Raw genomic sequence first — 16,807 nt, 5'->3', positions numbered from 1 at the left:
TCAAAGCACACTGTAAGAGACTTATTTTGCACTTTAAAAACACTCAAAATATGAAAAAAGAATAGATTTTGTCCTTTCTTGAACACAGATTTTCCTAATATTTAGCATTAATTCCATTATTTTGTAGCGTTACAAATAAAATGCTATGGAAAAACAAATGGATTTGTATGAATCCTGGGTCCTACCTGAAACACACAATTCTATATAAACTTTTCCTCTAGCATTTATAAATATTCGACAGTACTGATTTTAATATATTATTTAGGTATAGCGATAAGAAAGGTAAGATTGCATTTAAAAGGTAATAGTAAGAAGGTAAAAAGAGAAATAAAAGAAAACGTAGGGTTTGTTTTTCTTTATAGGTAAACAAGATTGTAGATGGGTAACCTTAAAATTGTAGATTAATTAGAAAATATTTATGAAGAAACTACTAACAGTAATGGCCTTTTCGGTCGGTTTATTCGCAAATGCTCAAACCGGCAACTTATTTAAACCAGTAAAAGAGGTAGCGCTACGTACTCCATCGGTACCTATCGTTGTTTCAGATCCTCACTTCTCTATCTGGTCTCCTTATGATAAATTAATGGAAGGAAGTACAGAACACTGGACTACAGCTAAGAAGCCATTAGTAGGGGCTTTACGCGTAGATGGTAAAGTGTATCGTTTCCTGGGTAAAGATCAAGTAGCTCTAATACCTATTGCTCCCATGACAAATGTGGAACGTTGGGAGGCTGCATATACTAATAGTCAACCAGCAAATGGATGGCAAGAATTCCAGTTTGATGATAGTAGTTGGAAAAAAGGTAAAGCAGCTTTCGGTAGCCGTGATATGCCACGTGTTCGCACAGAATGGAAAGGAGATAATACAGATATTTATATCCGACGTACATTTGAAATAAATGATTTGGATTTAACAGAGAATATTTTTCTTATTTATTCTCATGACGATGTATTCGAATTATATTTAAATGGAGAAAAACTGGTTGCTACAGATCTCGTATGGAAGAATAATGTAAATCTAAAACTTTCAGACGAAGCCAAGAAGAAGCTTCGTAATGGTAAAAATGTGATTGCAGCACATTGTCATAACACGACAGGAGGATCTTATGTGGATTTTGGTTTATATCGTGAAAAGAAAAATGCAGTAACATTTGAAAATGAGGCTGTACAGAAATCGGTAGATGTACTAGCCACTTCCAGTTACTATACATTCACTTGCGGACCAGTCGAATTAGATGTCGTATTTACAGCACCTCAATTGATAGATGACTTGGATTTGTTGTCAACTCCGATTAACTACATCTCCTATCGTGTGCGTCCTCTTGATAAAAAAGAGCATGATGTACAATTCTATATAGAAACGACTCCGGTATTAGCAGTGAATGAGACTACTCAACCTACTATTGCACGTACATTATCGAAAAATGGTATTAGTTATGTAGAAGCTGGCACCATCAACCAGCCGATATGTGATCGTAAAGGTGATTTGATTTGTGCTGACTGGGGATATGTATATCTTGGTAGTGTAAATGGAGCAGGAAAATCTATAAGTTTGGGTGACTATAGCGGAATGAAGGAAGCTTTTGTTAAAAATGGAACTTTAGCTTCAAGTAAAAGCAAATGGATTACTCGTCGGGAAGAAAATACTCCTGCAATGGCTTATGTACATAATTTTGGAACTGTTACCAAAGATGGTAAAGATGGTTTCTTGATGATCGGTTATGATGACATTTATTCCATTGAATATATGTATGAGAAACGTATGGGATATTGGAAGCATGATGGTAAAGTAACGATTTTTGATGCTTTCGAAAAACTAAGAGATAACTATCAATCCATCATGGAGCGTTGTCGTGCACTTGATGAGCTTATTTATAGCGATGCAGAAAAAGCTGGTGGTAAAAAATATGCAGAAATCTGTTCTGCAGCCTATCGTCAAGTTATTTCTGCTCACAAACTATTTACAGACAAAGAAGGCAATCTGATGTGGTTCTCTAAAGAGAATAACAGTAATGGTTGTATCAATACAGTCGACCTGACCTATCCGTCTGCTCCCCTGTTTTTGGTCTATAATCCTGATTTACAAAAGGCAATGATGACTAGTATCTTTGAATATAGTGCTAGCGGTCGCTGGGATAAACCTTTCGCAGCACATGACCTTGGCACTTATCCAATAGCTAATGGACAAGTTTATGGTGGTGACATGCCGATTGAAGAAAGTGGTAATATGGTGATTCTAACTGCAGCTATTTCGAAAATTGAAGGTAATGCAGATTATGCTAAGAAATATTGGGACATTCTAACGACATGGACCAATTATTTAGTAGAGTATGGACAGGACCCGGAAAACCAACTTTGCACGGATGACTTCGCCGGACATTGGGCTCATAATGCCAATCTTTCCGTGAAAGCGATCATGGGAGTGGCCGGATACAGTGAAATGGCTCGGATGCTCGGATTGAATGATGTAGCTGAAAAATATGCTGTTATAGCTAAGAAAATGGCAGTGAAATGGGAAGAAATGGCGAATGAGGGCGACCACTATCGCTTGGCTTTCGACCGTAAGAATACCTGGAGCCAGAAGTATAATATGGTTTGGGACAAATTGTGGAACCTGAATTTATTTCCTAATAATGTAATTGGAAAAGAGCTCAATTATTATCTAACAAAACAGAATCCTTATGGACTCCCTTTGGATTCTCGTAAAGAATACACAAAATCCGACTGGATCATGTGGACGGCAGCTATGTCATCAGATAAGGAAACCTTCCAGAAATTCTCTGATCCTGTCTATAAATATATCAATGAAACAGTATCTCGTGTACCTATCAGTGACTGGCACCACACAGACAGTGGAAAATGGGTGGGCTTCAGAGCCCGTTCGGTGATCGGAGGATACTGGATGAAGGTATTAATGGATAAAGTTCAAAACAATCAATAATTTAAATCTAGTGTATTATGAAATGTAAAACTATGAAACATGGGAACATAGGGCTACAATGCATGATGTTGGTATTCATTTTGGCAGTCTGTTTTAGTAGCTGCAAAGATAGCAAAGACGATACATCAGCGCCTTATGATCCGAATCTGCCAGTAGAAGTGACGGATTTCACACCTAAATCGGGAGGTGGAAAGAAGAAAATGATAATCTATGGTAGCAACTTTGGAATAGATTGTTCTATTATTTCTGCTAAGGTAGGTGGTAAAGAAGCCATTGTCATTAGTTCTAAAGGTACCAGTATCTACTGCTCCACGCCGGAGAGCTGTTTCGAAGGAACTGTAGAAATAAAGATAGGTGAACAAACTGTGATAGCATCTGAAAAATATCAGTACGAACCACAAATGGTAGTAACAGACTTATGTGGTGATGTAGATGAACTGGGAGAGGGAAATATTGTAGACACTGGTCCGTTTGACGATTGTGGAAAGATAGACTATCCTTTTTGGTTTTCTTTTGATCCCCAACATTCTAATATTCTTTATTTGTCTCAAAATAAAGGAAATCTGAGAGTGTTAGATTTGGAAAAGGAAATGATCTATACTAAGGAACTAAATAATATCAACCGTGCAACTACTATTACATGGACTAATGATGGTGATATGATATTGGCTGCTCCCCAGAATGGTGGTGCTAAGAATAGAAACAATATTATTTTAAAGCGTGGAAGCAGTACAGACGGACAAGATTTCAAAGAGTCTAGTTGGGTCGCTTTGGCGCGTGGTAATGCTTGTAACGGGTCTATGGTGCTTCCACAAACGGGAGAACTTTACTTCAATCATCGTGCAACAGGCAATGTGTACAGATATAATTTTGAAGAAAACGGCTATAATAACAATCCGGAAGTTCCTGGTGGAGCAGGGTTGAATGACTTTTTGGCATTTAGTGTACCTAATCAGACGGTTGACTTTAGTATGGTTCCTCATCCAACAGGTAAATATGTTTATATCATCATGCATGAATCGCATTATATACTTCGTTCCAATTATGATGAGGAGACTAAAAAACTGGTAACTCCATATATTGTGTGCGGACAATCCGGTCAGGCTGATTATAAGGATCTTGTAGGTATCAATGCACGCATCAATAAACCAGGTCAAGGTGTTTTCGTATTTAACGAGGAGTATAAGGCTGCTAATAAGGATGATTGGTATGACTTCTATTTCGCAGATAAAGAGAATCATTGTATTCGAATATTGACTCCGGATGGGGTGGTTTCTACGTTTGCCGGACGCGGTTCTGCCTCTGCAAGTAGCTATAAATGGGGTAAGCAAAATGGAGAAGTACGTGAGAGAGCTCGCTTTAATCAACCGGTAGCTTTGGCTTACGATGAGGTAACAAAGACTTTCTATGTGGGTGATTCGGGAAATTATAAGATCCGGAAGATTGCTAAAGAACAGGCATCTGACGATTTAGTTGGAGAAGAATCTAATGACAATCAGGACCAAGAAAATCAATAAAAAGAAGAACACATGAGAATAAAAGAATTTATTACGATTTGTCTGTTATTAGTCTCTGTTTCCCTTTTTGCTCAAGAGAAGACTATTGAGGTAACGGGAGTTGTGACAGATATGAATAAAGAACCATTGGTTGGTGTCAATGTAACAGTGAAAGACAAACCTGGTTTAGGAGCGATAACAGATATCAACGGACGTTACAAGATAAACATAGAGGAATTTTCTCGTTTGGTATTTTCGTATATTGGTTTTGATACACAAGAAATATTGGTGAAGCACCAAAATCTGGTCAATGTGTCAATGAAAGAATCGGAGGCTAGAGAAATTGATGAAGTAGTAATTACGGGAACGGGTGCGCAGAAGAAATTGACTGTGACTGGTGCAGTGACGAATGTAGATGTAGAGGTGCTGAAATCAAATCCTACGGCGAATCTTTCTAATGCATTGGCCGGAAATGTATCAGGTGTCCTTGCCATGCAAACTTCCGGACAACCGGGTGTGAATACTTCTGAATTCTGGATTCGAGGTATATCCACTTTTGGTGCTAATAGCTCCGCATTAGTATTAGTTGATGGTTTTGAACGCGATTTAGATGAAATCAATATTGAGTCTTTTACTGTATTGAAGGATGCTTCTACAACCGCGATTTATGGTTCTCGTGGCGCAAATGGTGTAGTGTTGATTACTACCAAGCATGGTAAAGAAGGTAAGATTAAGATTAATGCTAAAGTGGAGACTTCTTATAATGCGCGTACCATCACACCGGAATTTGCAGATGGTTACAGTTATGCCATGCTGATGAATGAAGCATGTATAACTCGTAATCAAGAGAGAATTTATCAGAATGACGAAATGGAAATTCTGCGATTGGGACTTGACCCGGATTTATATCCGAATGTAGACTGGATGGATGTCCTGTTGAAAGATGGAGCTATGACTTATCGTGCTAATCTGAATATGAGTGGCGGAGGTAGCACGGCGCGTTATTTTGTATCGCTTAGTTATGTGAATGAAGAAGGTATGTACAAAACGGATGATGCCATGCGTAAGGATTATAATACTAATCCTAGTAGTCAACGTTGGAATTACCGTTTGAATACGGATATTGATGTAACGAAGACTACTCTTGTAAAAGTAGGCGTATCCGGTTCATTAAAGAAGCGTAATGCACCGGGGCAGGGCTCTAACGTATGGACTTCATTGATGGGGCAGAGTCCAATCAGTATTCCTGTGATGTATTCTAATGGTTACATTCCTGCACACGGGAAAGAAGATAATCGCAATAATCCTTGGGTACTTGCTACACAGAGTGGTTATAAAGAAATCTGGAATAATAAAATTCAGACCAATATTTCTTTGGAACAAAAGTTGGATTTTATCACTAAAGGCCTGCGTTTTGAAGGACGTTTCGGGTTCGACACGAATAATCAGAGTGAAATAAACCGGATAAGAATGCCGGAAACATGGCGTGCCCAAAGAGATCGCAATGATGAGGGAAAGGTGATCTTCAACCAACAAAGTGCCGAAAAACCGATGGAGCAAACCAGTGCCTCTACTGGTGAACGCCGTGAATTCCTGGAAGCATTTTTACAATATAACCGTGCATTTCACGCGCATCATTTGAGTGGAACATTGAAATATAGTCAGGATGCTTATCGGACAACAGTTGATATTGGAACGGATGTAAAGAATGGGATTGCCAAACGTCACATGGGATTGGCCGGTCGGGTAAGTTACAACTGGAACTATCGCTATTTTGCTGACTTTAACTTTGGCTATAATGGTTCGGAAAATTTTGCTGATGGACATCGTTTCGGCTTTTTCCCTGCGTTTTCTCTCGCTTGGAATATAGCAGAAGAAACGTTTATAAAGAAACATCTGAAATGGATGAATATGTTCAAGTTACGTTATTCCTATGGCAAAGTGGGTAGCGATAAGCTTAAAATAGGTGATACAACATATCGTTTTCCCTATTTGTACACAATCAAGGATGATGGAAATGGCTGGACTTGGAGTGATTACGGTTCTCCGGACAATGTGTATACAGGAATGCAGTATACGCAGCTGGCCTCCAACAATGTCACTTGGGAAATTGCGACCAAGCACGATGCAGGTGTGGATTTATCCTTATTCAATGACAAGTTTACGGCTACTGTAGATTATTTCCATGAACAGCGTGATGGTATCTATATGGAACGTAATTATCTACCTGGCATTGTGGGTGTAAATACTTATCCAAAAGCGAATGTGGGAAGTGTGCGGTCGAAAGGTTTTGACGGTAATTTTGCTTACAAGCAGAAAATAGGTAAAGTCAATCTGACTGTACGTGGTAACTTTACTTACAGTAAGAATGAGATTCTGGAGAAAGACGAAGAAAATGCAGTTTATCCCTATCAAAAGGAGGCTGGTTACAGGGTTAATCAGGCGAAGGGATTAATTGCTTTGGGATTGTTTAAAGATTATGATGATATACGCAATAGCCCGCAGCAAACTAACTGGGGGAAGGTGCAACCGGGTGACATTAAATATAAAGATGTCAATGGAGACGGAATTATTAATGGCAGTGATGAGGTAGCTATTGGTGCAACAACGAAGCCTAACTTGATTTATGGTTTTGGTATTTCTGCACAGTGGAAAGGCTTCGACTTCAATGCACACTTCCAAGGAGCAGGCAAGTCTTCGTTCTTCATTAATGGCCCTACCGTATATGCCTTTAATGGTAGTCAGTGGGGAAATGTCCTGACGAATTTGGTGAAAGACCGCTATGTCGATGCGGAGACAGCTGCCACATTGGGTATTCCGGCTAATGAAAATCCTAATGCTTCGTATCCCCGGCTTAGTTATGGAGGGAACGATAATAACTATAGAGCTTCTACTTACTGGCTCAGGGATGGTTCTTATTTACGCTTGAAAACATTGGAAGTGGGTTATACATTACCGAAATCGATTGTGAACAAGATACGGTTTAACAAGATACGTGTCTTTTTCATTGGTACCAACATCTTGACGTTTGCTAAATTTAAAGAATGGGACCCGGAAATGGGAAGTTCTAACGGAGAAAAATATCCGCTTGCTAAGACATTTACTTTGGGATTAACTGTGAATATCTAATTAAATGCATGAAAAATGAGAAAGATATATAAACTGTATATTGGTATTATATTGAGTGTAATTGCCGTTGCTTGTTCGGATAACCTCGACTCAGATAAATATTTTAAAGACCGCCGGTCTTTGGAGGATGTTTTTACCGACAAGGAATCTACGGAAGAATGGTTAGCACATGCCTATTCCTTTTTAGGCGGATACAATTTGGAAGTGTCTAACATGCTTAATACAATCACTAACTTTGCCGATGACATTTACTTCGGTGGTAATAGTCTCGATGCGTATAAGACGTTCAAGACCGGTACTTATGATGAGAGTTACCGTCATTCGTGGGGCGATAGTTATAAAGGTATTCGTCAAGCATCTATCTTCATCCAAAATATTGATATGAATACGAAGTATACGGAAGAAGAGAGAGCTGATATGAAAGCGCAGGCACGTTTTGTTCGTGCTTACTATTATTGGTTGTTACTTCGCAAATATGGTCCTGTACCTTTATTACCAGATGAGGGGCTTGACTATACTTCCGATTATGATGATTTGGCAATTCAACGTAGTTCGTATGATGAATGTGTGGAATATATTGAATCGGAGATGCGTCTGGCAGCCAAGGATTTGCCTCTGCCCCGAGCCATTAATCAGGTGGCGCGTCCCACACGGGGAGCAGCATTGGCGGCTCGTGCCAGAGCATTGATATATTCAGCGAGTCCTATCAATAATCCCCGTCCGGGAGATCCGGATAAGTTCTCGGATTTGGTAGACTATGAAGGAAATTGTCTGATGTCCCAGGAATACAATGAATATAAGTGGGCAAGAGCAGCAGCTGCGGCAAGAGATGTGATGGAACTTCCCGGTGAGAACAACGGTCATCGTTATGAACTCTACCACAAAAAGGCAACTAACATTGCTGAACCCGGATATCCTGCTACCATTACCCCTTATCAGGATGGTGACTTCTCGACAAAGACATGGAACGAAGGTGGCTATAGCGATATAGATCCTTACGAATCCTACCGGGCAGTTTTCAATGGTTCGTTAGCGATGTATCAGAACCCGGAGTTGATTTTCAGCCGTGGGCGTAATCAAGGGGTCAATAGTATTGCTGAAATGGTGAAACTTCAAATGCCGAAAACTTTGGGTGGAGGAAATAATGCTTATGGTATGACACAAAAGATGTGTGATGCTTATTATATGGCAAACGGAGACGAATTCAGTAGAGAACATTTTAAAGAAGAATATCCTTCCGGTACACGTTTTGTTACCAAAAAGGAAGTTGAGGCAGGCACATATCCTCAAATAAAGGAAGGCGTATATAAGGAATATGCGGATAGAGAACCGCGTTTCTATGCATCCGTTTCGTTCAATGGCTGCGTATGGGCTTTGCTGAAAAATGCAGAGACAACAGATTATAAGAATGACGTTGAGAAACAAGTTAACTATTATTACGGTATCAATACTGACGGTTTCTCTGGTACCGGTGTCTATTTACGATCCGGGATCGGTATCATGAAATATGTGCATCCGGACGATACAAATCGTAAGGAAATCAAAGCGAAAGCAGAACCTGCCATCCGCTTTGCCGAGATTCTGTTGATTTATGCCGAAGCGTTGAATGAACTGGAAGATGGATCTTCGTACGACATTCCATCGTGGGATGGATCTACCAGTTATTCCGTCAAACGTGATGTTGATGAAATGAAAAAAGGCATCAGACAAGTACGTCGCCGTGCGGGTGTACCCGATTATACAATGCCAGAGTACCAGGATCGGGATGTATTCCGCAAGAAACTGAAACGTGAACGTCAGATTGAACTCATGGCCGAAGGGCAGCGTTATTTTGATTTGCGTAGATGGAAAGATGCAGAAGTGGAAGAATCCAAGAAAAATTACGGGTGTAATTTCTATATGTCGGATGTAGAAGAGCAGAGAGAACAATTCTATACTCCGATTGAAATTGCAGACTTACCTACTGCCTTCTCACGTAAACTCTATTTCTGGCCTATCAGCCACGATGAGTTGAAACGTAATAAACGGTTGACGCAGAACCCGGGATGGACATACAATGATTAATCTCCTAATAAGAATATGATATGAAGAATATATATATTTATTTAAGTTTATTGGCTGTCATCGTCTTGGGAACCGCTTGTAATAATGAGTGGGAAGATGAGCAGTATGAACAATACGTATCTTTCAAAGCGCCTATCGCTTCAGGAAGCGATGGTGTTACTACCATCTACGTTAGGTATAAGGACAATGGAAAAGTGACCTATCAGCTACCTATCATTGTCAGTGGCTCTACAGTGAATAGCCAAGACAGAGATATACATATAGCAGTAGATAAGGATACGCTGAAAACACTGAATATCGAACGTTTTAGTCTTTATCGTCCGGAATTATGGTATACGGAAATGGAGGAAGACAAATATGAATTTCCAGAAACAGTACATATTCCTGCCGGTTCGTGCGTAGAACTATTAAATATAGATTTCAATTTGCAAGACATTGATATGTTGGAAAAATGGGTTTTACCGTTGACCATTGTTGATGATGGATCCTATGCTTATCAAAGTCATCCGCGCAAGAACTATGCAAAAGCTTTGTTGAAGGTAGTACCTTTTAATAATTATTCCGGTTCGTACACGGCTTCTTCCATGAAAGTGTACACTTATATAAATGGTAAGCCTGATACGAATGCAAGAACGACGGACAAGCGTACAGGATATGTGGTAGATAACAATTCCATATTCTTTTATGCCGGTTTGATTAATGAGGATATGGATAAGGATATGCGTAAGAAATACAAAATTAATGTGCACTTCAAAGAAGATGGAACATTGGATATGAAGCAGGATGATCCAAGTAACGAAATGGAGTTTGAACTGATTGGGACGCCTACTTATAGTAGTACTTCGGTTATGGACGCGACACGCCCTTATTTGGAACGTCGTTATGTTCAAATTATGTTTGAATACGACTTCCAAGATTTTACTTATGGAGGTAGTGGTACAGAAGTAATTCCTATCAAGTATAGAGTAGCAGGAAGTATGACGCTTCTGCGGAATATCAATACGCAGATTCCGGATGAAGACCAGCAGATTGAATGGTAATAATATAGATAATGAAATAGGGAAGATATGGAAATTATATCTTCCCTATTTACTTGTAATAGATCCTGATTAGTTACTTCCATCTCTGTTTACCTGTTTTTTTCCTTTATTGATTTGTATTTTTCCCTTTCTCTTAAAAAACTTACTTACTTTTGTTCTGTAAGTCAGTCACACGAAACCGACAAAAAGCATAGTTAATTAAATCAGAATAATTATGAACATCAAAAAACATTTGCCTTGGTTGGGAGCTTTATTACCCGTGGCCAGTATGCAGGCAGAGACAAAACCCAATGTGGTCGTCATCTATGTAGATGATATGGGAATCGGAGATATCGGTTGTTATGGAGGTAAGTTTGTTCCTACTCCGAATATTGATAAGATAGCGCAGGACGGATTGTTATTCAATCAGTATTATTCATCCGCACCGGTCAGCTCACCTTCACGTTGCGGATTGACAACAGGCAAATTCCCGATTGAAGTAGGAATTAATACCTTTTTAAATAATAAAGCCAGCAACAAGAAGTGTGAACAGCGTAACTTTTTGAGTGACAAGAATCCTTCCATGGCACGTGCTTTCCAAAGTGCAGGTTATGCCACCGGACACATAGGTAAATGGCACATGGGAGGCGGGCGCGACGTGCACAATGCACCTTCTATTAAAAATTATGGTTTTGACGAATATATATCGACGTATGAAAGTCCGGACCCGGAACCGGCAATCACTGCTACGAACTGGATATGGTCGGCCAAAGACAGCGTAAAACGCTGGAGACGTACCGAGTACTTTGTAAACAAGAGCATCGACTTTGTCAAACGTCATAAAGACCAGCCTTTCTTTTTGAATCTCTGGCCGGATGATATGCATACTCCTTGGGTACCGGAATTTAAGCAAAAGGATAACAAAAGCTGGAATACGGAAGAAGCCTTCATCCCTGTTCTTGCTGAAATGGACAAACAGATCGGACGTTTTATCAAAGCATTGGATGAGTTGGGATTGTCGGAAAATACAATCGTGATTTTCACTAGTGATAATGGACCGGCGCCCAGTTTCCAATCCGCTCGTGCTGCTTATTTAAGAGGAACGAAGAACAGCCTTTATGAAGGTGGAATTCGTATGCCGTTCCTTATAAAATACCCCAAGAAAATAAAGGCTGGACAAGTGAATAATGAGAGTGTACTGTGTGCAGTCGATTTATATCCCTCTTTATGTGCGATAGCTGGAATTGAAACAGAGAAAGGTTATCAGGGAGACGGACAAAATTATGATAAAGTTCTTTTGGGCAAATCGAAAGCTAAACGTAAAACGGATTTGATGTGGGATTTCGGTAGAAACCAATTCTTTAAGAAACCGGGAAATGTAAACGACAGAAGTCCTCATCTGGCTATACGCAGTGGCAACTGGAAACTATTGATAAATAGTGATGGAAGCGATGCACAGCTGTACGATATTGAAAAAGACAAATTCGAGAAAAACGATGTGGCGCAGTCGCATCCGCAAGTCGTAGCTAAGTTGAGCAAAAAAGTATGTAAATGGTTTGCGGAAAACAAAGATAAAGGAAAAGAGTAATACAGTGAAAAACAAATTATAAACCAATATTAAACTTATGAATTCTAAATTATTACTATTACCGACCGCCTTGATGGTTGCTGGCCATTCTGCAGCAGAGGCGAAAGGCAAGAAATCGGACAAACGTCCTAATATCTTGGTAATTCTTGCAGATGACCTTGGCTATTCCGATCTGGGATGCTATGGTAGCGAGATTCATACTCCTAATTTGGATAAACTGGCACAAGAAGGAGTACGCTTTAATCATTTCTATAATGCAAGTCGTAGTTGCCCGACTCGTGCTTCCCTGTTGACGGGACTTTACCAGCACCAAGCCGGAATCGGACGAATGACCTTTGATGCTCACTTGCCGGGCTATCGCGGAACACTCTCACGCAATGCCGTTACCATTGCCGAGGTGTTGAAAGAAGCAGGATATACCACCAGTATGGTTGGAAAATGGCATGTTGCAGAGACTCCACTCCGTAAAGACCAACGCGAATGGTTGGCACACCGTGTCTTCCATGATACATTCTCTGATTTATGTCATTATCCCGTCAATCGTGGGTTTGATTCTCACTATGGAGTGATTTATGGAGTGGTGGATTACTTTGATCCGTTCAGTTTAGTAGAAGGTGAAGTGCCTATAAAGGAAGTACCCAAAGGATATTATATAACCCAAGCTCTTTCTGACCGCGCTGTGCAGGAAGTGGAAGAATATGCAAAGGATGATAAACCATTCTTTATGTACTTGGCTTATACAGCACCGCATTGGCCGCTGCATGCACTTCCTGAAGATATTGGGAAATATAAGGATACTTATAAAGTAGGTTGGGAAGCTATCCGTAATGCCCGTTATGAACGTCAGAAGCAGTTGGGTATTTTCCCGGGAATGGATAACTTCTTGTCCGAACGTCAGTTCCATGACAAATGGGAAGACAATCCACATGCAGAATGGGATGCCCGTGCGATGGCCGTTCACGCTGCAATGATCGACCGTGTAGATCAGGGTATTGGACAAATTATCGAGGCTTTGAAAAAGACCGGACAGCTTGATAATACATTGATTCTTTTCTTGTCTGATAATGGTTGCAGTAATGAAGACTGCCAGAACATGTCTGGTGGAGAGAACGACCGTCCGGATATGACTCGTGATGGAAAGAAAATCATTTACCCGCGTAATAAACAAGTATTGCCTGGACCACAGACTACATACGCTTCATTGGGAGCCCGTTGGTCTAATGTAGCGAATACTCCATTCCGCTTTTGGAAAGCTAAATCTTATGAGGGAGGAATCTGTACTCCGATGATTGCTCATTGGCCGAAAGGAATTAAAAAGAACGTGGGTGGCATGACATCTGAAATAGGGCATGTAATGGACATCATGGCTACTTGTGTCGATTTAGCGGATGCTGAATATCCGGCAACGTATAAAGGACATGATATTCTTCCAATGGAAGGAAAGAGCTTACTTCCTATCTTCAAGACCGGACATCGCAAGGGACACGACTATCTGGGTTTTGAACACTTCAACGAACGTGCTTTTCTTTCCAATGATGGCTGGAAACTGGTTCGCCCGAAAAATAACTCTCAATGGGAATTGTACAATCTGAATGAAGACCGGAGCGAGCAACATGATCTGGCTGCTAAATATCCGGAGAAGGTGGCAGAAATGTCAAAAGCATACGAAGCATGGGCGAAGCGTTGCATGGTAGAACCTTACCCAGGACAAAAAAAGAAATAACTGTCATTCCATTTAAAACGGAATGAATAGAAACATTGAAAGAATAATGGGGATGAAGGATTCCGGATCAGGAATAACTTCATCCCCATTAATAATATCTGCTATGAGGTTATCTACAACAAGAGCTATTGCTCCGCTTGCCCGATTGTAGAATACTTCATACTTCCTATTTGTCCATCCTTACTCATCGTTTCCGCCTGAATAATCACCGGAGTGGAATATTGGTTATTATAACATTCAATCACAGCTTTTCCATTTTCATCTGTCCGTACAGACGGATTCCAGTAGAGCGTCCGTCTTTTATCCACTTTATCCATATACAATTCTTTGGTCGGGTAGGCAGGTGAATAATATTCCAGTGCATGAGTATATCCCTGAATGACTGTTTGCCGGGTACCAAGTACGGCAGTCTGACTTTTGTTCAATACATCGCGTCTGGGTAGGGGAATCAGGTAGAAAACACTGTATTTATCCAGTTTGCTGATATCCACTCCCGTGCTATCGGTTACTTCAGACATTTTTGTATTTTGGATGATGTCGTCATCAATGCCTCCGGTTCCTTTGCTGATGATGATAGAAGCCAATCCATCCACTTCGGTCAACATCATTTGAGTTTCTGTCTCGGATAAAATGTGGTTATCCATAATATAGCAGATCGGTTTCTGCCGATAAGTAAGCTTGTCATTGCTACGATCCCAATCGAATTGCGGACTTAACTTTTCCATTAATTCCGGAATAGTTGTGACAATCTTCCCATTGTCACGTAATAAATCTACAGAGCGGCGTACGTCGTAATAAGCGTCGATGCTTTTCTCATTGATTTTAGTAGCCATATTACTTCCTTGCCGGCGTTTGCTTTTTATTTCCACTTCATCTAATACATAAAGCCCTTCTACTTTCCGGATAGAATCCATGTATAGAGAATCAAAATTCTCGGCTTTTTGTTGCCAGTGGGTCAAGTCCTTCCATTCAGGATGAAGCTCCTTGTAGCCGTAGGCTCGGGGAGCAGGTGAGAAATTACGGTCGATCAGGATGGATGCATCCTTGTTGCGTTCTTTACCGACTTTCCGGGTTTGGATCACCGCTTCCGTGGTTCCTTCAAAGTCTTCTACAGGAATGGTGAAACGACCGTTTTCATCGGTCACGGTTCCTCCGGTGATAAATTGGTCATCTTTCTTCACTATCACACTAAGCGCTATATCTTTCAGTTTATTTTTGAGGATCGTTGATTTAACCTGTCCGTTCAACACTAATTGAGCTTCCGGTAACTGCAACGGAGTGAAAGGAGCAGTAGAAATGGCTTGGCTCATGTCATATTTACGCCATCCATGCACCATTAATAATATATCCAGTTCCGTTTGCTTCCGGGGAGACGGCGATGCAAAATAATAACCGGGCTGATGGATATATCCTTTTAAATCAGATGTTAACAGCAAATCAGTGAAGATGTTGTTATCATACTCCAGATAATCTGACCGGACGGCATCCCGGATACTGACCGATACATCTCCCGATATCGGTTCTCCTTTGGCATTCTTTACCTGTAACTCACAACGAATAGGAGCGTAGGGAGTATACACCTCTTTCAGGCCCTCTGCGGATAGTTGTAGAGGAGCACGTGGATTGGAAAAGACAAAACGCTCGCATAACGTATTACCAGCCCGGTTGATGAGGCTGACTTGCAGTACGCCTGCCGGTAGTTTGCGGGTAGGCAGAATGAACTCTTGTGGAGCGTCCGCCCGGCAACTAATCAATTGATGAACATACGGCCGTCCCTGATGACTGATAAATACAGCCAATGTATCTTGAGGAGTGGCGGCATTGCAGGATACTTTCACCAAAAGGGCACCGGCATTGTTGACAGTACTCAATACATACCCGTTAGGCAACGCCTGTGGAAGGGTAAATTCATATTTCTTTCCTTGAAAATCGACTTTGGCAACAGCCGGTTGTGCAGAAGGTGTATATTCAAAATGCCCCATTCCATCGTGCAAAGTCTCGAAAGAAGTGATTTCTGCTCCTTCTTTGGTATAGATCATTCCTGATAATTCTATATTCCCTTCATCTTTACTCTCCGCCTTGAAAGCCACTTGCGAAGTCACTCCTTCCACTAATTGCCCTCCTTCGGGAAAAAAGCGCACACTTAACTTCTCCTTTGTTTCCGACGGACGGTTCTCCATTGACGAACTAAGTTCGTAAGTTGTGATACTACGTTCCAGCTTATCACTATTCGCAAGTTGATAAATCGGGAAAGTACGTGAGAAATACTGCGGTTCGTTGAAAGCAAGCATCCAGCGGGTATAGGCACGTACCTCATAATAGCCGGATAACATGGAACGGGGAAGAACGAATTGTCCGTTCCCTTCTCCCTGCGTCAGTTTGATGATTTGTTTATCTGCTATATGTCCTGTCTGATCCACCAGTTCTACATACAGAGGGCGGCTGATCTGACTGAAAATCTGTTGTTCGGCAAGAGTGACATAAGCCTTAAACCAGATCGTATCTCCAACATAATAACTGGTATTGTCAAAATGCAAATACGCTTTCTCTCGTGGAAAGTTGTTGGCAAATGTCTGTGCTTGGTTCATGTATTGTTGGAATATAACTTTGGCAGGAGGAATCTCTCCCCATGCTATTGCTAGTGATAAGCAAAAAGAAAGAAGAAAAAGAATTCGTTTGTTTTTCATTTCAATAGGTTTTTAACTAAAATGCAAAGTTAGAATATATTGACCTAAAAATAGAAAACTAATTGTTCAATAAAGGAAAAAAACTATTCAGAGTAGAAATAAAAGTTCATGGACGCAATGTATATCTGTTGGATAGCATATATACCTGATTTTGTTCTTT

General features: G+C 40.6%; 8 protein-coding genes. 7 read left to right on the top strand and 1 reads right to left on the bottom strand.

What is annotated here, in order from left to right:
- Positions 1-418 precede the first annotated feature (418 nt).
- The 7 genes from KSX81_RS10000 to KSX81_RS09970 all read left to right on the top strand — a co-directional run bounded on the left by KSX81_RS10000 (position 419) and on the right by KSX81_RS09970 (position 13,960).
- Complete coding sequence (locus tag KSX81_RS10000; protein ID WP_149941527.1) at positions 419-2,941, top strand: glutaminase family protein; 2,523 nt, start codon at positions 419-421, stop codon at positions 2,939-2,941.
- Positions 2,942-2,958: 17 nt separating this feature from the next.
- Entirely contained in the window at positions 2,959-4,458 is a 1,500-nt protein-coding gene (locus tag KSX81_RS09995; RefSeq protein ID WP_217725868.1) for an IPT/TIG domain-containing protein, read from the top strand.
- Between the two features lie 12 nt (positions 4,459-4,470).
- A complete protein-coding gene (locus KSX81_RS09990; protein ID WP_004299512.1) occupies positions 4,471-7,566 on the top strand; it encodes a SusC/RagA family TonB-linked outer membrane protein in 3,096 nt (1,031 codons plus the stop codon).
- Between the two features lie 15 nt (positions 7,567-7,581).
- The gene (locus KSX81_RS09985; RefSeq protein WP_004299513.1) at positions 7,582-9,630 is read left to right on the top strand and encodes a RagB/SusD family nutrient uptake outer membrane protein; all 2,049 of its coding nucleotides are present in this window, start codon (positions 7,582-7,584) and stop codon (positions 9,628-9,630) included.
- Between the two features lie 20 nt (positions 9,631-9,650).
- Entirely contained in the window at positions 9,651-10,670 is a 1,020-nt protein-coding gene (locus tag KSX81_RS09980) for a DUF4973 domain-containing protein (RefSeq protein WP_004299514.1), read from the top strand.
- Positions 10,671-10,884: 214 nt separating this feature from the next.
- On the top strand, positions 10,885-12,237 hold the full coding sequence (locus tag KSX81_RS09975) for a sulfatase (RefSeq protein WP_004299515.1): 1,353 nt from the start codon (positions 10,885-10,887) through the stop codon (positions 12,235-12,237).
- A 37-nt stretch (positions 12,238-12,274) separates the two neighbouring features.
- Positions 12,275-13,960 (top strand): arylsulfatase, encoded by a 1,686-nt coding sequence (locus tag KSX81_RS09970; RefSeq protein ID WP_052587960.1) that lies wholly within the window; start codon positions 12,275-12,277, stop codon positions 13,958-13,960.
- Between the two features lie 125 nt (positions 13,961-14,085).
- On the opposite strand, the gene KSX81_RS09965 is transcribed toward KSX81_RS09970, so the two are convergent.
- Complete coding sequence (locus KSX81_RS09965; protein WP_004299518.1) at positions 14,086-16,647, bottom strand: hypothetical protein; 2,562 nt, start codon at positions 16,645-16,647, stop codon at positions 14,086-14,088.
- Positions 16,648-16,807 lie beyond the last annotated feature (160 nt).

This window comes from Bacteroides sp. MSK.18.37, from assembly GCF_019129155.2.
In the GTDB taxonomy this organism is placed as follows: Bacteria; Bacteroidota; Bacteroidia; order Bacteroidales; family Bacteroidaceae; genus Bacteroides; species Bacteroides ovatus.
The sequence above is the reverse complement of the archived record's forward strand: the minus strand, read 5'-3'. Positions and strand labels throughout refer to the sequence as shown.

Bases quoted from the DNA above. Each gene is read 5' to 3' on its own strand.
- KSX81_RS09985 (WP_004299513.1), top strand. From the start codon at position 7,582: ATGAGAAAGATATATAAACTGTATATTGGTATTATATTGAGTGTAATT.
- KSX81_RS10000 (WP_149941527.1), top strand. From the start codon at position 419: ATGAAGAAACTACTAACAGTAATGGCCTTTTCGGTCGGTTTATTCGCA.
- KSX81_RS09970 (WP_052587960.1), top strand. From the start codon at position 12,275: ATGAATTCTAAATTATTACTATTACCGACCGCCTTGATGGTTGCTGGC.
- KSX81_RS09995 (WP_217725868.1), top strand. From the start codon at position 2,959: ATGAAATGTAAAACTATGAAACATGGGAACATAGGGCTACAATGCATG.
- KSX81_RS09975 (WP_004299515.1), top strand. From the start codon at position 10,885: ATGAACATCAAAAAACATTTGCCTTGGTTGGGAGCTTTATTACCCGTG.
- KSX81_RS09990 (WP_004299512.1), top strand. From the start codon at position 4,471: ATGAGAATAAAAGAATTTATTACGATTTGTCTGTTATTAGTCTCTGTT.
- KSX81_RS09965 (WP_004299518.1), bottom strand. From the start codon at position 16,647: ATGAAAAACAAACGAATTCTTTTTCTTCTTTCTTTTTGCTTATCACTA.
- KSX81_RS09980 (WP_004299514.1), top strand. From the start codon at position 9,651: ATGAAGAATATATATATTTATTTAAGTTTATTGGCTGTCATCGTCTTG.